The sequence below is a fragment of the Kitasatospora sp. NPDC052896 genome (genome assembly GCF_044547075.1).
Lineage (GTDB): Bacteria > Actinomycetota > Actinomycetes > Streptomycetales > Streptomycetaceae > Kitasatospora.
Genome location: NZ_JBITZU010000020.1, coordinates 104,686 through 122,832, shown reverse-complemented (window position 1 = coordinate 122,832; position 18,147 = coordinate 104,686). Strand labels below are relative to the sequence as shown.

Sequence of the window (18,147 nt, the reverse complement as noted above, 5' to 3'; positions counted from 1 at the left end):
GGCGGTGGCCGCACGGCGGCCACCGCCCTCGGCGCGTCTCGACGGCCGGGCGGCCGAACACCGGCGCGCCATGCTCGGTACCATGAAGGTTCATCCGGTGCGTACCGAGGAGTGTCCTTGCCCGACGAGGTAGTGCCCACGGCCGAGGCCGGCGCCCCCAGCAACCAGCCAGTGCCCACGGGGGCCACGCCGGTACGCCCAGCCCCGCCCTCGTCCGGCCCCTCCCGCGCGCTGACGCCGGCCCGCTCCTCCACCGGCGCGGGCGGCGTGCGGGCCCGACTGGCCCGTTTCGGCGGCCAGCGCGGCACGGTGCTCAACCCCGTCCTGGAGCCGCTCTTCCGGACCATCCGGGCCGGTGACCCCAAGGCGGACCCGGCGCTGCTGCGCGACATCGAGCGGGCCTACGCGGTGGCCGAGCGCTGGCACCGCGGCCAGAAGCGCAAGAGCGGCGACCCGTACATCACCCACCCGCTGGCCGTGGCGACCATCCTGGCCGAGCTGGGGATGGACGCGCCGACCCTGATGGCCGGGCTGCTGCACGACACCGTCGAGGACACCGACTACGGCCTGGAGACCCTGCGCCAGGACTTCGGCGACTCGGTCGCGCTGCTGGTCGACGGCGTCACCAAGCTGGACAAGGTCAAGTTCGGCGAGGCCGCACAGGCCGAGACGGTCCGCAAGATGGTCGTCGCGATGGCCAAGGACCCGCGGGTCCTGGTGATCAAGCTCGCCGACCGCCTGCACAACATGCGCACCATGCGGTACCTCAAGCGGGAGAAGCAGGAGAAGAAGGCCCGCGAGACGCTGGAGATCTACGCCCCGCTGGCGCACCGGCTGGGCATGAACACCATCAAGTGGGAGCTGGAGGACCTGGCCTTCGCCATCCTCTACCCCAAGATGTACGACGAGATCGTCCGGCTGGTCGCCGAGCGCGCCCCCAAGCGGGACGAGTACCTGGCCACCGTGATCGACCAGGTGCAGGGCGACCTGCGCGGCGCCCGGATCTCGGCCTCGGTCACCGGCCGGCCGAAGCACTACTACTCCGTGTACCAGAAGATGATCGTGCGCGGGCGCGACTTCGCGGAGATCTACGACCTGGTGGGCATCCGGGTCCTGGTGGACACCGTCCGCGACTGCTACGCGGCGCTCGGCACCATCCACGCGCGGTGGAACCCGGTCCCCGGCCGGTTCAAGGACTACATCGCGATGCCCAAGTTCAACATGTACCAGTCGCTGCACACCACGGTGATCGGTCCCGGCGGCAAGCCGGTCGAGCTGCAGATCCGCACCTTCGACATGCACCGGCGGGCCGAGTACGGCATCGCCGCGCACTGGAAGTACAAGCAGCGCGCGGTGGCCGGCGCCTCCAAGGTCCGCACCGACACGCCCGCCCAGGTCCGCAAGGAGGACAAGGCCGGCGCGGTCAACGAGATGGCCTGGCTGCGGCAGCTGCTGGACTGGCAGAAGGAGACCGAGGACCCGAGCGAGTTCCTGGAGTCGCTGCGCTTCGACCTCTCCAACAACGAGGTCTTCGTCTTCACCCCGAAGGGCGACGTGATAGCGCTGCCCGCGGGTGCCACGCCGGTGGACTTCGCCTTCGCGGTGCACACCGAGGTCGGCTACCGCTGCATAGGGGCCCGGGTCAACGGCCGGTTGGTGCCGCTGGAGTCGACCCTGGAGAACGGCGACCTGGTCGAGGTCTTCACCTCCAAGGCCGAGGGCGCCGGGCCGTCCCGCGACTGGCTCGGCTTCGTCAAGTCGCCGCGGGCCCGCAACAAGATCAAGGCCTGGTTCTCCAAGGAGCGCCGCGAGGAGGCGATCGAGCAGGGCAAGGACGCCATCGCCCGGGCCATGCGCAAGCAGGGCCTGCCGATCCAGCGGATCCTCACCGGCGACTCGTTGGTCACCCTGGCGCACGAGATGCGCTACCCCGACATCTCCTCGCTCTACGCGGCGATCGGCGAGGGGCACGTCTCCGCGCAGTCCATCGTGCAGAAGCTGGTGCAGGCGCTCGGCGGCGAGGAGGAGGCGGCCGAGGACCTGCTGGACACCACCGCCCCGAGCCCCGAGGGGCGGGCAGCCCGTCGGCGCCGGGCCAAGGGCGACCCCGGGGTGATCGTCAAGGGCGTGGACGACGTCTGGGTCAAGCTGTCGCGCTGCTGCACCCCGGTGCCCGGTGACCCGATCGTCGGCTTCGTGACCCGTGGCAACGGCGTCTCGGTGCACCGCGCGGACTGCGTCAACGTGGACTCGCTGACCCAGCAGCCGGAGCGGATGATCGAGGTCGAGTGGGCGCCGACCCAGTCCTCGGTCTTCCTGGTGGCCATCCAGGTCGAGGCGCTGGACCGTTCCCGGCTGCTCTCCGACGTCACCCGGGTGCTCTCCGACCAGCACGTCAACATCCTCTCGGCGGCCGTGCAGACCTCCCGGGACCGGGTGGCGATGAGCCGGTTCACCTTCGAGATGGGCGACCCGAAGCACCTGGGGCACGTGCTCAAGGCGGTCCGCGGCGTGGAGGGCGTCTACGACGTCTACCGGGTCACCTCGGCCCGCAAGTAGCCCGGCGACGCCAAAGCCCCGGTTCCCCGTCCAGGAGGCGGGGAACCGGGGCTTCGGCGTCGCTCGGCGGCGGGGTCAGCCGCTGAACTCCTCCAGGCTCTTCAGCGCCTGGTCGAGCAGCGCCTGCCGGCCCGCGAGCTCGGCCTCCAGCTTGGCGGCCTTGGCCTCGTTGCCGGCGGCCCGGGCCTTGTCCGCCTCGGCGCGCAGCTTGTCCACCGCACTCTGCAGCAGCCCGGTCATGCCGGCGGCGCGAGCCTTGGCCTCCGGGTTGGAACGCTTCCACTCGGCCTCCTCGGCCTCGCGGATCGCCCGCTCGACCGTGTTCAGCCGGGCATCCAGCTTCGGCCGGGCGTCGCGCGGCACGTGGCCGATCGCCTCCCAGCGCTCGCTGACGTCGCGCAGCGCCGCCTTGGCCGCCTTGAGGTCGGTGACCGGGAGGATCGCCTCGGCCTCCAGCAGCAGCGCCTCCTTGAGCTTCTGGTTCTCGCTCTGCTCGGCGTCCCGCTCGCTGAAGATCGCGGAGCGGGCCTGGAAGAAGACGTCCTGCGCGCCGCGGAACCGGGCCCACAGCTCGTCCTCGGTGTCCCGCTGGGCGCGGCCGGCCGCCTTCCACTGCGCCATCAGGTCGCGGTAGCGGGCCGCCGTCTCACCCCACTCGGTGGACGACGACAGCGCCTCGGCCTCGGCGACCAGCCGCTCCTTGACCACCCGAGCCTGGTCGCGCTCGGCGTCCAGCGCGGCGAAGTGCGCCTTGCGGTGCTTCGAGAAGACCGACCGGGCGTGCGAGAACCGGTGCCACAGCTCGTCGTCGCTCTTGCGGTCCAGCCGGGGCAGCCCCTTCCAGGTGTCCACCAGGGCGCGCAGCCGGTCGCCGGCCTCCCGCCACTGGGTGGACTGGGCGAGTTGCTCGGCCTCCGAGACCAGCGCCTCCTTGGCGGTCCGGGTCTCGTCAGCGGCCTTCGCCCGGGCCGCCTTCCGCTCCACCTGCCGGGACTCGATCTCCCCGGCCAGCGTGTCCAGCCGCTTGGCCAGCGCGTCCAGATCACCGACCGCGTGGGCCTCGACGACCTGCGCACGCAGGTGGTCGAGGGCGGTCTGGGCATCCTTGGCGGCCAGGTCGGTCTTGCGTACCCGGTGCTCCAGCAGGCCGATCTCGGCCGCCAGGCCCTGGTACTTGCGCTCGAAGTAGGCGAGGGCCTCCTCGGGGGAGCCCGCCTGCCAGGAACCGACGACGCGTTCGCCCTCGGCGGTCCTGACGTACACGGTCCCCTGCTCGTCGACACGGCCCCACGGGTCGCTGCTCACAGCGCCTCCTCCACATGACGTCCCGCCCACCAGCAGGTGGCGCGGCTCCGTCGTCCACAGTTGATGTGCGACGGACCGATGAGTCCGCCGTCCCCGCCCGTCCGTTCTGCTCAGCTGCCGAGGGTGACGGCGAGCGGGTCAGGGCACCCTATACAACAGCAACATAGGCGACCAGGCCCGGTGCTGTCCGCATCCGGGCCGGGCCAATTCGCGCGGCGGTGCCGCGCGGGGTTCAGCTCTTGGCGGTGGTCACCGAGTTGAGCACGACGTTCGCGTTCGGCGCACCGTCGCCGGGCTGGTTGGCGTCGTTCTCGCCGCCGGCCGCGATGTTGTTCAGCACGTCCATGCCACCGGTGATCTTGCCGAACGGGGTGTAGTTCGGCGGCAGCGGGGAGTCCTTGTAGACCAGGAAGAACTGGCTGCCGTTGGTGTTCGGGCCGGAGTTGGCCATCGCCACGGTGCCGGCCGGGTAGGTGGCGCCGCTCAGGTTCTCGTCGGTGAACTTGTAGCCGGGGCCGCCGGTGCCGGTGCCGGTCGGGTCGCCGCACTGCAGCACGTAGATGCCCTGGGTGACCAGGCGGTGGCACTTGGTGTGGTCGAAGAAGTTCTGACCGGCCAGGAAGACGAAGGAGTTGACCGTGTGCGGCGCCTTGGCGGCGTCCAGCTGCAGGGTCACCGCGCCGCAGCTGGTGTTCAGGGTCGCGGTGTAGGTGGCGTTGGTGTCGATCGTCATGGCCGGCTCGGTCTTCCACTGCTTGCCGTTCGGCGAGCCGGGGGCCGGCGTGGTGCAGCCCTTGACGTTCACCGGGGAGGCGGCCGAGCTCGGCGTCGTGCTGGTCGGAGCGGCGGCCGCGGTGCCGCTGCTCTTGGAATCGGACTTGAAGACCCCGCCCGCCCACAATCCGCCACCGGCCACCAGCACCACGGCGACCGCTGCGGCGCTCACCTGGAGGTTGCGGCGCTTGGACTTGGCCGCGGCCTCGGCGCGAGCCTTCTGCTGCCGCTCGTACTTCTCGCGGGCGAGCTGCCGCCGCCGCTGTTCGCTGCTGACCACCGGGGTGTGTCTCCTCAATCGTGGGGGCCGGGAATGCTCGACGGATCATCGCATCCACCGCCGCCCAAGTGTAGGGACCCCGTAGGTAAGCACGCGGTGAGCGCGACCACGTGCCGGCCGGGTACGGCACGACGACTACTGGTTCGCAACCGGTGCCTTCCCGCCGGTAGGCTGCACCGAGGACCTCTCCGCCCCGACTCGAGACCAAGGACTGCCGTGTTCATCGCCGGATTTCCCGCCGGAGCCTGGGGCACCAACTGCTACCTGGTCGCACCGGCCCCCGGTGAGGAGTGCGTGATCGTCGATCCCGGCCACCAGGCCGCGGCCGGGGTCGAGGAACTGGTCCGCGAGCACCGGCTGAAGCCGGTCGCCGTGCTGCTCACCCACGGCCACATCGACCACGTCGCCTCGGTGGTGCCGGTCTGCGGGGCGCGCGGCGTCCCGGCCTGGATCCACCCCGAGGACCGGTACATGATGACCGACCCGGAGAAGGCGCTGGGCCGTTCGATCGGGCAGCAGCTGATGGGCGAGCTGACCGTCGGCGAGCCGGACGAGGTCCGCGAGCTGACCGATGGCAGTGTGCTGGAGCTGGCAGGTCTGCGCCTCACCGTCGACCACGCGCCAGGCCATACCAAGGGGTCGGTGACGTTCCGGACGCCCGCCGCGCAGGACCTGCCTCCCGTCCTGTTCTCGGGTGACCTGCTGTTCGCCGGCTCCATCGGGCGCACGGACCTCCCGGGTGGCGACCATGCCGACATCATGCGGTCGCTGACCCGGGTCTGCCTGCCCCTCGACGACGCCACCGTGGTGCTGTCCGGCCACGGCAACCAGACCACCATCGGCCGCGAGCGCGCCACCAACCCCTACCTCAGGCAAGCGGCGGGGGCCCTGGAGAACCCCGCGGCCGTGCGACGAGGAATGTGACGGAAGACGAAGTTGAGCACCTTCACCGCCCCCAAGGGCACCTACGACCTGCTCCCACCGAGCTCGGCGACCTTCCTGGCGATCCGCCGTGAGCTCTCCGAGCCGCTGCGCCGGGCCGGCTACGGCTACGTCGAGACGCCGGTGTTCGAGGACACCAAGCTCTTCTCCCGGGGCGTCGGCGAGTCCACCGACATCGTCACCAAGGAGATGTTCTCGCTCACCAAGCGCGGCAGCGAGGACCTCGCGCTGCGCCCCGAGGGAACCGCCTCGGTGCTGCGCGCCGCCCTCCAGGCCAACCTGCACAAGCAGGGCAACCTCCCGGTCAAGCTCTGGTACTCGGGCTCCTTCTACCGCTACGAGCGCCCGCAGAAGGGCCGTTACCGGCAGTTCGCCCAGGTCGGTGCCGAGGCGATCGGTGCCGAGGACCCGGCGCTGGACGCCGAGCTGATCATCCTGGCCGACGACGCGTTCCGCGCGCTCGGCCTGCGCGACTACCGGCTGCTGCTGAACAGCCTCGGCGACCAGCAGTGCCGCCCGGTCTACCGGGCCGCCCTGCAGGACTTCCTGCGCGGCCTGGACCTGGACGAGGACACCCGCCGCCGGGCCGAGATCAACCCGCTGCGGGTGCTGGACGACAAGCGCGAGTCGGTGCAGGCCCAGCTGGACGGCGCGCCGATGCTGCGCGACTTCCTGTGCGAGGACTGCAAGGCCTACGACGTGCAGGTCCGCCGATTGCTGACCGAGGCCGGGGTCGCCTTCACCGACGACCCCAAGCTGGTCCGCGGTCTCGACTACTACACCCGCACGACCTTCGAGTTCGTGCACAACGGCCTCGGCGCGCAGTCCGCGATCGGCGGCGGCGGCCGGTACGACGGCCTCTCCGAGATGCTCGGCGGCCCGTCGCTGCCGTCGGTCGGCTGGGGTCTCGGCGTGGACCGCACCTACCTCGCCATGGAGGCCGAGGGCATCGTGCTCGACCTGCCCGCCAGCACCGCGGTCTACGCGGTGGCGCTCGGCGAGGAGGCCAAGAACGTCCTGTTCGCGAAGGTGACCGAGCTGCGCCGGGCCGGCGTGCCGACCGACCTCGCGTTCGGTGTGAAGGGCATCAAGAACGCCATGAAGTCCGCCGACCGTTCCGGTGCCCGCTGGGCCCTGGTCGCCGGCGACCGCGACCTGGCCGAAGGCGTCGTCCAGTTGAAGGACATGACCAGCGGCGAGCAGACCCCGGTCGCCCTCGACGCACTCGTCACCACCCTGAAGGAGAAGCAGCAGTGATCCGCACGCACGACGCGGGCACGCTCCGCGCGGAGCAGGCCGGCACCACCGTCACCCTGGCCGGTTGGGTGGCCCGCCGCCGCGACCACGGCGGAGTGGCCTTCATCGACCTGCGGGACGCCTCCGGCACGGTCCAGATCGTGGTGCGCGACCTGGACTCGGTGCACGGGCTGCGCGCCGAGTACTGCGTCAAGGTGGTCGGCGACGTCCGGGTCCGGCCCGAGGGCAACGAGAACCCCGACATCCCGACCGGTGCCGTCGAGGTCGTGGTCAGCTCGATCGAGGTGCTCTCCGAGGCCGCGCCGCTGCCGTTCCAGGTCGCCGAGTACGAGCCGGGCACGGTCAACGAGGAGGTCCGGCTCCGCTACCGCTACCTGGACCTGCGCCGCGAGGGCCCGGCCCGCGCGCTGCGGCTGCGCTCCAAGGTCAACCACATCATCCGCAACGTGATGGAGGAGAACGGCTACCTCGACATCGAGACGCCGTACCTCACCCGCTCCACCCCCGAGGGCGCCCGCGACTTCCTGGTCCCGGTCCGCCTGCAGCCCGGCCACTGGTACGCCCTGCCGCAGTCGCCGCAGCTCTTCAAGCAGCTGCTGATGGTGGCCGGCATGGAGCGCTACTACCAGATCGCCCGCTGCTTCCGCGACGAGGACTTCCGCGCCGACCGGCAGCCGGAGTTCACCCAGCTGGACATCGAGGCCTCGTTCGTCGACCAGGAGGACATCCTGGCGCTCGGCGAGAAGGTCATCGGGGCCATCTGGCGCGAGGTGCACGGGTACCAGATCCCCAACCCGCTGCCCCGGATGACCTACGCGGACGCCATGAACCGCTACGGCTCCGACAAGCCGGACGTCCGCTTCGGCCAGGAACTCACCGACCTCACCGAGTACTTCAAGGGCACCGAGTTCCGGGTCTTCCAGGCGCCGTACGTCGGCGCGGTGGTGATGCCCGGCGGCGCCTCGCAGCCGCGCAAGGCGCTGGACGCCTGGCAGGACTGGGCCAAGGCGCGCGGCGCCCGCGGCCTGGCCTACGTGGTCATCGACGCCGACACCGGCGAGCTGCGCGGCCCGGTGGCCAAGAACCTGAGCGCGGAGCACCTGGCCGGCCTGGCCGCCGCGGCGGGGGCCAAGAACGGCGACGCGATCTTCTTCGCGGCCGGCAAGAAGACCGCCTCCCAGGAGCTGCTCGGCGCCGCCCGACTGGAGATCGGCCGCCGCTGCGACCTGATCGACGAGTCGCAGTGGGCCTTCCTCTGGGTGGTCGACTTCCCGATGTTCGAGCCGATCGAGGACGACAAGGGCGAGTTCCAGGGCTGGCACGCGGTGCACCACCCGTTCACCGCGCCCACCGCCGAGTCGTTGGCCACCTTCGACACCGACCCGGGCACCGCCCTCTCCAACGCCTACGACCTGGTGCTCAACGGCTCCGAGCTGGGCGGCGGTTCGATCCGCATCCACCAGCGTGAGGTGCAGAAGCGGGCGTTCGACGCGATCGGCCTCTCCGAGGAGGAGGCCGCCTCGCAGTTCGGCTTCCTGCTGGACGCCTTCAACTACGGCCCGCCGCCGCACGGTGGGGTCGCCTTCGGCCTGGACCGGATCGTCACCCTGCTCGGCGGCTACGACACCATCCGCGACGTCATCGCGTTCCCGAAGACGTCCACCGGTGGTGACCCGCTGACCGGCGCGCCGACCCCGATCACCCCGGCCCAGCGCCGCGAGGCGGGCGTCGACGCCAAGCCCAAGGCGGAGACCGAGGCCTGAGCCGACGTCAACGACGAGGCCGGCCGGTGCGCACCCGCGCACCGGCCGGCCTCGGTCGTGTCGGGACCTGCCCGGGCATGCCCCCGTTCGCCGCTGCCGGACTGCGCCGCTCGGTGCGCGGCCCTACGGTGAGGGATCAGCAGACCCCGCCCCGGGAGGCCCGCCGTGACCGACCAGCCCGTTCACCAGCCGCGGCTGAAGAAGGAGCCCTACGAGAAGGAGCTGCTGCGCCTGCAGGCCGAGCTGGTGAGGCTCCAGGCCTGGGTGCGCGCCGAGGGGGTCCGGCTGGTGGTGCTCTTCGAGGGCCGGGACGCCGCCGGCAAGGGCGGCGTGATCAGGCGGGTGACCGAGTACCTCAATCCCCGCTTCGCCCGGATCGCCGCACTGCCCGCCCCGACCGAGCGCCAGCGCGGCCAGTGGTACTTCCAGCGCTACGTCGAGCAGCTGCCGGCCGCCGGCGAGATCGTGCTCTTCGACCGCAGCTGGTACAACCGGGCCGGCGTCGAGCGGGTGATGGGCTTCTGCACCGACGAGGAGTACTGGCAGTTCCTGCACCAGTGCCCGACCTTCGAGCGGATGCTGATCGAGGCGGGCATCCTGGTGCGCAAGTACTGGTTCTCGGTCAGCGACACCGAGCAGGAGCGCCGGTTCCGGGCCCGGCTGAACGACCCGATGCGCCGCTGGAAGCTCTCCCCGATGGACACCGAGTCGATCACCCGCTGGGAGGACTACTCGCGGGCCAAGGACGAGATGTTCATCCACACCGACCTCCCGGAATCGCCGTGGCACGTGGTGGAGAGCGACGACAAGCGACGGGCCCGGATCAACATGATCGCCCACCTGCTCTCCACGGTCGGGTACCAGGACGTCGCCGTGCCTCCGGTCGACCTGCCACCGAGGCCGCCCTCCAAGGGCTACCAGCGCCCGCCGCGCGACCTGCAGAAGTACGTCCCGGACCACGCGGCGGAGCTGCGCGAGCCGGAGAACCACCGGAAGAAGCCGGCGGCCCACCGGAAGAAGTAGGGCTGTCCGACCCCTCGCATAGGCTGACGGGGTGGACGAACCGGACCTCTTCACCGCCGCCGCCGAGGAACGCCAGAGCAGGGAGCCCGGCCGGGCGCCGCTGGCCGTCCGGATGCGCCCGCGCACCCTGGACGAGGTGGCCGGCCAGCGCCGCCTGCTGCAGGCCGGCTCACCGTTGCGCCGGCTGGTGTCCGGGGCCCACGGGCCGGCCGCGACCAGCTCGGTGATCCTCTGGGGGCCGCCCGGCACCGGCAAGACCACGTTGGCCCACGTGATCAGCCGGGCCGTCGAGGGCCGGTTCGTCGAACTCTCCGCGATCACCGCCGGGGTCAAGGAGGTCCGCGCGGTGATCGACGGCGCCCGCCGCGCGGTCGGCATGAGCGGCCAGGAGACGGTGCTCTTCCTGGACGAGATCCACCGCTTCTCCAAGGCCCAGCAGGACTCGTTGCTGCCCGCGGTGGAGAACCGCTGGGTCACCCTGATCGCGGCCACCACCGAGAACCCGTACTTCTCGGTGATCTCCCCGCTGCTCTCGCGCTCGTTGCTGCTCACCCTGGAGTCGCTGACCGACGACGACGTCCGCGCCCTGCTGCGCCGCGCGGTGCTGGACGAGCGTGGCCTGGAGGGGCGGCTGGAGCTCGGTGAGGAGGCCGAGGACCACCTGGTCCGGCTCGCCGGCGGGGACGCCCGGCGGGCGCTGACCACGCTGGAGGCGGCGGCCGGCGCGGCGCTGGAGCAGGGCGAGGCGGTGATCTCGCTGGCCAGCACCGAGACCGCGGTCGACCAGGCCGCCGTCCGGTACGACAAGGACGGTGACCAGCACTACGACGTGGCCAGCGCGCTGATCAAGTCGATCCGCGGCAGCGACGTGGACGCCACCCTGCACTACCTGGCCCGGATGATCGAGGCGGGGGAGGACCCACGGTTCATCGCCCGCCGGTTGATGATCTCGGCCAGCGAGGACATCGGCCTGGCCGACCCGACCGCGCTGCCCACCGCGGTGGCGGCGGCCCAGGCGGTGGCGCTGATCGGGTTCCCGGAGGCCCGGATCATCCTCTCCCAGGCCGCCATCGCGCTCGCCCTGGCGCCCAAGTCCAACGCCGCCTACCTGGCGATCGACGCGGCGCTGGCGGACGTCCGGCAGGGCCTGGCCGGCGCCGTCCCACCGCACCTGCGGGACGCGCACTACGGCGGTGCCGGCCGGCTCGGCCACGGCAAGGGCTACCAGTACCCGCACGACCTGCCCGGCGGCATCGCGGCCCAGCAGTACGCACCGGACACCGTGCACGGCCGGGAGTACTACCGGCCGACCCGGCACGGCGGCGAGGCCCGCTACGCGGACATCGTCGAGTGGACCCGCGGCAAGCTCAAGGGGGAGTGAACCCCGGCTCCCGGCGGCCGGTATACTTCGTCGAAGTGCCATGTCCCGGGCACGGCGGCGAGCGCGAGCCCGACCGACCGGCCGCACCAGCGGGACACCGGCCAGCGGCCCCCTGCGGGGTGCCGCCAGGAGCGTCGCGCACCGTTTCGGTGTCGCGGGCAGCCCACCACCTTCGCGGCGGTGGGCCACCCGTGTGCAAGCACGTCCGTGCCCGGCCCCGGAGAGCGGCTGATCACCCTCGGGTGGTTTCTCCGGACCGCGAGAGGCGACCTCCGTCAACACCTGGTGAAGCCGTATTCGCAACGTGAAAGAGGTAATGGTTCCATGGCGAACCAGAAGCGTCCCAAGGTCAAGATCGCTCGTGCCCTGGGCGTTCCGCTGACCCCGAAGTCCGTCAAGTACTTCGAGGCCCGCCCGTACCCGCCCGGCCAGCACGGCCGTGGCCGCAAGCAGAACTCGGACTACAAGGTCCGTCTGCTCGAGAAGCAGCGTCTGCGCGCCCAGTACGACCTGAGCGAGAAGCAGATGGCCCGCGCCTTCGACCGCGCCCGCAAGGCCGAGGGCAAGACCGGTGAGGTGCTGGTCGCCGAGCTCGAGACCCGTCTCGACTCGCTGGTGCTGCGCTCCGGCATCGCCCGGACCATCTACCAGGCCCGCCAGATGGTCGTGCACGGTCACATCCAGGTCAACGGCAGCAAGGTCAACAAGCCGTCGTTCCAGATGAAGCCGGGCTACGTCGTCACGGTCAAGGACAAGTCCAAGGAGAAGGTCCCGTTCCAGGTCGCCCGTGAGGGTGGCTACGCGGGTGAGGGCCAGACCCCGAAGTACCTCGAGGTCAACCTCAAGGCCCTGGCCTTCCGCCTGGACCGCCTGCCGCAGCGTCGTGAGGTCCCCGTGATCTGCGACGAGCAGCTGGTCGTCGAGTACTACTCGCGCTGACCCGCGAGGCCGGTACCCCGTACCGGCACTGGAGCCCCCGCCGCCTTCGGGCCGCGGGGGCTCCGCCCGTTCCGGCGCCCGGGGCCTTCAGCGCACCGCGCCGCAGTCCAGCACCCGGCGGACCGTCGCGTCCAGGTCGAGCCGGGCCCCCGTGGCGAACGCCTCGGCGAACTCCCGCTCGGTCAGTCCGGCCCGGGCCCGCGCCTCGCACTCCAGGTGGGGGGTGTTGAAGGTGGTGGAGCCGAACAGCGGGATCCCCACCGCCTGCCAGATCCGGTGCGCCGCGCCCTGGAGCAACCTGGCCTCCGCCAGGTCCGGAGCGTGCTCCGGCTCGGTCTCCAGCAGGGCCAGCAGCTCCAGGCCGAGCACGATCCCGACCAGGTCGCGGAAGAGGTGGTTGAGCCGCACGCATTCGACGGCGTGCGCCCGAGCCTGCCGGACGTCCCCGGCCAGCCACTGCGAGTAGGCCATCGCGTACAGTCCGTACGCGTACGCCCACTGCTCGCCGTGCTCCTCGCAGACCTCGCGCAACCGGCTCATCCACTGCTCGCCGCGCTCCTCGTCTCCCAACAGTAAGGCGGCCAGGCCGAGTTCGAACATCGCCATCAGAACGTTGCTGTTCAGCTCGCCGATCGTCTCGTAGTGCCACAGCGCGTCCTCGAACAGCTCGGCGGCGCGCGGCAGTTGGTCGCCGATCAGGGCGGCGCAGCCCATCCGGTGCAGCGCGTAGGCGAGCGCCCGGTCGTCGCCGGTGGCCAGTGCCTGGTGGCGACACTCCTCCAGCGCGGGCAGCGCCCGGCCCGGATCGCCCTGCAGGGTGGCCATGTAGCCGGTCACCCAGAGCGCCTTGGCCCGGGCCTCGGTCGGCGCCGGGGCCAGCGCCAGCGCCCGGTCCAGCCAGTGCCGGCCCTCGCCGAGGTGACCGGAGCCGACCCAGTAGTACCAGAGCGTCCCGGCCAGCAGCAGGGCGAGTTGCTCCTCGCCCGGCTCGCCGAGGCTGAACTCCAGCGCGGCCCGCAGGTTGCCGTGCGCCTGCCCGGTCCGCTCGGCGGTCTCCACCTGGCGCGGGCCGAACCACTCGGCCTCGCCCCAGACGGCCAGCCCGAGGTACCAGTCCCGGTGCCGGCGGCGCAGTCGGTGCTCCTCGCCACCGGCGCGCAGCCACTGCGCGCCGTACTCGCGCACGGTGTCCAGCAGGCGGTAGCCGGCCGCGCGGACGTCCTCCTCGCGCAGCACCACGGACTTCACCACCAGGCCGGCGAGCAGGTCGAAGACCGCCTCCGGGTCGATCCCGTCGCCGCCGCAGACGTACTCGGCGGCCTCCAGGTCGAAGCTGCCGGCGAAGACCGAGAGCCGGGCCCAGAGCAAACGTTCCTGCGGGTCGCAGAGCTCGTGACTCCACCCGATCGTGGTGCGCAACGTCTGGTGTCGCGGCAGCGCGCCGCGCTCGCCGCCGGTGAGCAGCCGGAACCGGTCGTCCAGGCGCAGCACGATCTGCTCCACCGGGAGCGCCCGCAGTCGCCCGGCGGCCAGCTCCACGGCCAGCGGGATGCCGTCCAGCCGGCGGCAGAGCAGGGCGACCTCGGCGCTGTTCCGCGGGGTCAGCGCGAAGCCGGGCAGCACGGCGGCGGCCCGGTCGGCGAAGAGCCGCACCGCCTCCGCCGGCTCGCCGTCCACGCCGTCCACGGCCAGCGGCGCCAGCGTGAGCAGGTGCTCGCCCGCGGTGCGCAGGCTCTCCCGGCTGGTGACGAGCACCCGCAACCGCGGCGCGGCCCGCAGCAGCGCGCCGACCAGGGCGGCACAGGCGTCCACCAGGTGCTCGCAGCCGTCCAGCAGGACCAGCAGCCGACGGTCCGCCAGCTGCTCGGTCAGCACCTCGACCGGTGGCCGGGCGGTCGAGTCGGTCAGCCGCAGCGCCTCCTGCACCGCGTGGCCGAGCATCCCCGGGTCCTGGACGTGGCCCAGCTCGACCAGGTGCGCACCGTCCGGGAAGTCCTCCGCGGCCCCGGCCGCGGCGCGCAGTGCCAGCCGGGTCTTGCCGACGCCGCCCGGACCGGTGACGGTGACCAGCCGCGCGGTGCCGAGCAGCCGGGCCAGCGCGGCCAGTTCCGCCTCGCGCCCGACGAAGCTGGTGACCTCGGCCGGAAGCTGCCCGCCAGGTCCTGGGGATTCCTCCGACACGGCCACCTCTCCTGCTGTTCCCGGGGTTTCCGGAACCCGGTCGGCCCAACGAGGTCCCCCGCCGCTCGGTTACGCCGCGGCGAGGGGCTTCGCCAGCGGTTATCCGGTCGGGACAAGCGGGTCGGGCGCGATAGGGTTCCCTCCTAGGGAGCGAAGGGAGCACGCAAGGTGTCCGTGGGAGAGCTGGCCGGCCTGATCGTGGCCGTGGGCTGGGCGGTCCTGGTCACCCTGCTCGCCGTGGTGCTGGTGCGGCTGTCCAAGGTGCTGCGGGAGGCCACCGTCCTGGTCTCCGCCGTCACCGAGCAGGCCGTGCCGCTGTTGTCCGACGCCAGCGACGCGGTGCGCAGCGCGCACCAGCAGCTGGAGCGGGTGGACGACATCACCGCCAACGTGCAGGACGCGGCCGCGAACGCCAACGCGCTCTCCTCCACCGTCGCCGCCACCCTCGGCGGTCCGCTGGTCAAGATGGCGGCCTTCAGCTACGGCGTCCGCAAGGCGGTCGGCAAGCAGCAGGCCGGTCTGACGCTGCCTCAGCAGAGTGCCGAGCACGAGGCACTGGCCCGGATGATCCGGGCCGAGGTGCGGGCCGCCACCGCTCCTCGCCGGGGCGGTCTGCTCTCCCGTGTCCGGCGAGCCGTGAAGGGCTGATCACCGTGGTTCGACGCATCTTCTGGATGACGGTCGGCGCCGGCGCCGCCGTCTGGGCCATGAACAAGGCCAACGAGGCGACCCGCCGGCTCACCCCCGACAGCCTCTCCGGCACCGCCGCGCGTGGTGCCCTCCAGCTCGGTGACGCCGCCAAGCGGTTCGCGCTGGACGTGCGGGCCGGCATGGCCGAGCGCGAGGAGCAGCTCCGCGCCGACCTGGGGCTGGACGGCACCGCCGTGCTGGAGCCGCCGCGCCGCCGGCTGTCCGGCCCGCGCGGCGGTGAGTACCGAGCTATCTCGGCGGCCCCAGGCACGCCTGCGGCCGCCGTGCCCCCGTCGCGCACCACCCCCCACGTCATCGCGTCAACACCCCGCCCGCTCGAACCGGGCCGGGGCAGTACCCAGAACCGGAAGGACCACTAATGGAGTCGGCAGAGATCCGCCGCCGCTGGCTGCGCTTCTTCGAGGAGCGCGGCCACACCGTCGTTCCGTCGGCGTCGCTGGTCGCCGACGACCCCACCCTGCTGCTGGTCAACGCCGGCATGGTGCCGTTCAAGCCGTACTTCCTGGGTGAGGTCAAGCCCACCTTCTCGACCGCCACCAGCGTGCAGAAGTGCGTGCGCACGCTGGACATCGAGGAGGTCGGCAAGACCACCCGGCACGGCTCGTTCTTCCAGATGTGCGGCAACTTCTCCTTCGGCGACTACTTCAAGGAAGGGGCCATCAAGTACGCGTGGGAGCTGCTCACCACTCCCGTCGCGGACGGTGGCTACGGCCTGGAGAAGGAGCGGCTCTGGATCACCGTCTACCAGGACGACGACGAGGCCGAGCGGATCTGGCGTGAGGTCATCGGCGTTCCGTCCGAGCGCATCCAGCGCCTGGGCATGAAGGACAACTTCTGGTCGATGGGCGTGCCCGGCCCGTGCGGCCCGTGCTCGGAGATCAACTACGACCGCGGCCCCGCCTACGGCGAGGAGGGCGGCCCGGCCGTCAACGGCGAGCGCTACCTGGAGATCTGGAACCTGGTCTTCATGCAGTACGAGCGCGGCCACGGCGACGGCAAGGACGGCTTCGAGATCCTCGGCGACCTGCCGAGCAAGAACATCGACACCGGCCTCGGCCTGGAGCGGCTGGCCGCGATCCTGCAGGGCGTCGACAACCTCTTCGAGATCGACACCAGCCGGATGATCCTGGACCGGGCCGCCGAGCTGACCGGTCACACCTACGGCGCCGACCACAAGTCCGACGTCTCGCTGCGCGTGGTCACCGACCACATCCGCACCGCGGTGATGCTGATCGGTGACGGTGTCACCCCCGGCAACGAGGGCCGCGGCTACGTGCTGCGCCGCATCCTGCGCCGCGCGATCCGCAACATGCGCCTGCTCGGCGCCACCGCTCCGGTGGCCAAGGAGCTCATCGACACCACCATCAAGGCGATGGCCCCGCAGTACTCGGAGCTGGAGAGCGACCGCAAGCGGATCGAGACGGTCGCCGTCGCCGAGGAGGTCTCCTTCCTGCAGACCCTGCGCACCGGCACCAACCTGCTGGACGCCGCGGTCACCGAGGCCAAGCAGGCCGGCCACCCCGCCCTCTCCGGCGAGAAGGCCTTCCAGCTGCACGACACCTACGGCTTCCCGATCGACCTCACCCTGGAGATGGCCGAGGAGCAGGGCCTGCAGGTGGACGAGGCCGGTTTCCGCCGTCTGATGCAGGAGCAGCGGGACCGCGCCAAGGCCGACGCCAAGGCCAAGAAGATGGGCCACGCCGACGTCGCCGCCTACCGCGAGGTGGCGGACAAGTCCGGCGCCAGCGTCTTCACCGGCTACAGCGCCACCGAGGGCGAGGCCACCGTGGTCGGCCTGCTGGTGGACGGCGTCCCGTCCCCGGCGGCCACCGAGGGCGACGAGGTCGAGCTGATCCTGGACCGCACCCCGTTCTACGCCGAGGGCGGCGGCCAGCTCGCCGACCACGGCCGGATCCGGCTGGACTCCGGCGCGGTGGTGGAGATCCGCGACGTCCAGCAGCCGGTGCCCGGCGTGATCGTGCACTCCGGCGGAGTGCTCTTCGGCGAGGTGGTGCTCGGTGCCTCGGCGTACGCGACGATCGACATCGAGCGCCGTCGCGCGGTCTCCCGTGCCCACAGCGCCACCCACCTGACCCACCAGGCGCTGCGCGACGCGCTCGGCCCCACGGCCGCGCAGGCCGGTTCGGAGAACGCCCCCGGCCGCTTCCGCTTCGACTTCGGCTCGCCCGCCGCCGTGCCCGGCACCGTGCTGACCGACGTCGAGCAGAAGATCAACGAGGTGCTGAGCCGCGAGCTGGACGTCACCGCCGAGGTCATGACGATGGACCAGGCCCGCAAGCAGGGCGCCATCGCGATGTTCGGCGAGAAGTACGGCGACTCGGTGCGCGTGGTCACCATCGGCGACTTCTCCAAGGAGCTGTGCGGTGGCACGCACGTCGGCAACACCGCCCAGCTGGGCCTGGTGAAGCTGCTCGGTGAGTCCTCGATCGGCTCCGGCGTGCGCCGGGTCGAGGCGCTGGTCGGCGTGGACGCCTACAAGTTCCTGGCCCGCGAGCACACCGTGGTCGCCCAGCTGACCGACCTGGTCAAGGGCCGCCCGGAGGAGCTGCCGGAGAAGATCTCCGGCATGCTCGCCAAGCTCAAGGACGCCGAGAAGGAGATCGAGCGGTTCCGTGCCGAGAAGGTGCTGGCCGCCGCCGCGGGGCTGGCCGACTCGGCCGAGGACGTCCGGGGCGTGGCGCTGGTCGCGGCCCGGGTCGCCGACGGGGTCGGCGCGGACGAGCTGCGCAAGCTGGTCCTCGACGTCCGCAACCGGCTGGGCTCGCGCCCGGCCGTGGTGGCCGCGTTCACCGTGGTGAACGACCGCCCGCTGACCGTGATCGCCACCAACGAGGACGCCCGCGGTCGTGGCGTCAAGGCCGGCGAGCTGGTCCGCACCGCGGCCAAGACGCTCGGCGGCGGCGGTGGCGGCAAGGACGACGTGGCGCAGGGCGGTGGCAGCAACCCGGCCGCCGTCGGCGAGGCGATCGACGCCGTGCGCGCCCTGGTCGCGGAGCGCGCCGCCTGATGGA

Annotated in this window: 13 protein-coding genes; 10 read left to right on the top strand and 3 right to left on the bottom strand. The window is 71.8% G+C overall.

Annotated elements, in window-relative coordinates; all coding sequences use genetic code 11:
* Positions 1 to 111 precede the first annotated feature (111 nt).
* Complete coding sequence (locus ACIGXM_RS28955; protein WP_396565936.1) at positions 112 to 2,559, top strand: RelA/SpoT family protein; 2,448 nt, start codon at positions 112 to 114, stop codon at positions 2,557 to 2,559.
* Between the two features lie 75 nt (positions 2,560 to 2,634).
* Here ACIGXM_RS28955 and ACIGXM_RS28950 read toward each other — a convergent pair whose 3' ends face one another.
* Complete coding sequence (locus ACIGXM_RS28950) at positions 2,635 to 3,864, bottom strand: DUF349 domain-containing protein (RefSeq protein ID WP_396565934.1); 1,230 nt, start codon at positions 3,862 to 3,864, stop codon at positions 2,635 to 2,637.
* A gap of 232 nt (positions 3,865 to 4,096) precedes the next feature.
* A complete protein-coding gene (locus ACIGXM_RS28945) occupies positions 4,097 to 4,918 on the bottom strand; it encodes a peptidylprolyl isomerase (protein ID WP_396565932.1) in 822 nt (273 codons plus the stop codon).
* A gap of 216 nt (positions 4,919 to 5,134) precedes the next feature.
* Between ACIGXM_RS28945 and ACIGXM_RS28940 the strand changes: the two genes are divergently transcribed.
* From ACIGXM_RS28940 to rpsD, 6 genes are all read left to right on the top strand, one after another.
* On the top strand, positions 5,135 to 5,842 hold the full coding sequence (locus ACIGXM_RS28940) for an MBL fold metallo-hydrolase (RefSeq protein ID WP_396565930.1): 708 nt from the start codon (positions 5,135 to 5,137) through the stop codon (positions 5,840 to 5,842).
* 12 nt (positions 5,843 to 5,854) lie between these two features.
* Positions 5,855 to 7,117, top strand: coding sequence for a histidine--tRNA ligase (gene hisS / locus ACIGXM_RS28935; RefSeq protein WP_396565928.1), 1,263 nt, complete (start codon positions 5,855 to 5,857; stop codon positions 7,115 to 7,117).
* Positions 7,114 to 8,880 (top strand): aspartate--tRNA ligase, encoded by a 1,767-nt coding sequence (gene aspS / locus ACIGXM_RS28930; protein ID WP_396565926.1) that lies wholly within the window; start codon positions 7,114 to 7,116, stop codon positions 8,878 to 8,880. The genes hisS and aspS overlap by 4 nt, the downstream gene beginning before the upstream one ends.
* Before the next feature lie 165 nt (positions 8,881 to 9,045).
* Positions 9,046 to 9,903 carry a polyphosphate kinase 2 gene (gene ppk2, locus ACIGXM_RS28925; protein ID WP_396565924.1) on the top strand — a complete coding sequence of 286 codons (858 nt, stop codon included), beginning with the start codon at positions 9,046 to 9,048 and terminating at the stop codon, positions 9,901 to 9,903.
* Between the two features lie 31 nt (positions 9,904 to 9,934).
* Positions 9,935 to 11,284, top strand: a complete 1,350-nt coding sequence (locus ACIGXM_RS28920; RefSeq protein ID WP_396565922.1) for a replication-associated recombination protein A — start codon at positions 9,935 to 9,937, stop codon at positions 11,282 to 11,284.
* A 324-nt stretch (positions 11,285 to 11,608) separates the two neighbouring features.
* Positions 11,609 to 12,223 carry a 30S ribosomal protein S4 gene (rpsD, locus tag ACIGXM_RS28915; protein ID WP_396565920.1) on the top strand — a complete coding sequence of 205 codons (615 nt, stop codon included), beginning with the start codon at positions 11,609 to 11,611 and terminating at the stop codon, positions 12,221 to 12,223.
* A gap of 87 nt (positions 12,224 to 12,310) precedes the next feature.
* Here the strand turns inward: rpsD and ACIGXM_RS28910 are convergent, their stop codons facing one another.
* Positions 12,311 to 14,404: an ATP-binding protein gene (locus tag ACIGXM_RS28910; protein WP_396565918.1), complete on the bottom strand. Its 2,094-nt coding sequence runs from the start codon at positions 14,402 to 14,404 to the stop codon at positions 12,311 to 12,313.
* Between the two features lie 168 nt (positions 14,405 to 14,572).
* Between ACIGXM_RS28910 and ACIGXM_RS28905 the strand changes: the two genes are divergently transcribed.
* The 3 genes from ACIGXM_RS28905 to alaS are packed head-to-tail and all read left to right on the top strand — an operon-like array spanning position 14,573 to position 18,143.
* Positions 14,573 to 15,052 carry a DUF948 domain-containing protein gene (locus ACIGXM_RS28905; protein ID WP_396565916.1) on the top strand — a complete coding sequence of 160 codons (480 nt, stop codon included), beginning with the start codon at positions 14,573 to 14,575 and terminating at the stop codon, positions 15,050 to 15,052.
* 5 nt (positions 15,053 to 15,057) lie between these two features.
* Positions 15,058 to 15,474: a DUF6167 family protein gene (locus ACIGXM_RS28900; RefSeq protein WP_396565914.1), complete on the top strand. Its 417-nt coding sequence runs from the start codon at positions 15,058 to 15,060 to the stop codon at positions 15,472 to 15,474.
* Complete coding sequence (gene alaS / locus ACIGXM_RS28895) at positions 15,474 to 18,143, top strand: alanine--tRNA ligase (RefSeq protein WP_396565912.1); 2,670 nt, start codon at positions 15,474 to 15,476, stop codon at positions 18,141 to 18,143. The genes ACIGXM_RS28900 and alaS overlap by 1 nt, the downstream gene beginning before the upstream one ends.
* Positions 18,144 to 18,147: the final 4 nt, after the last annotated feature.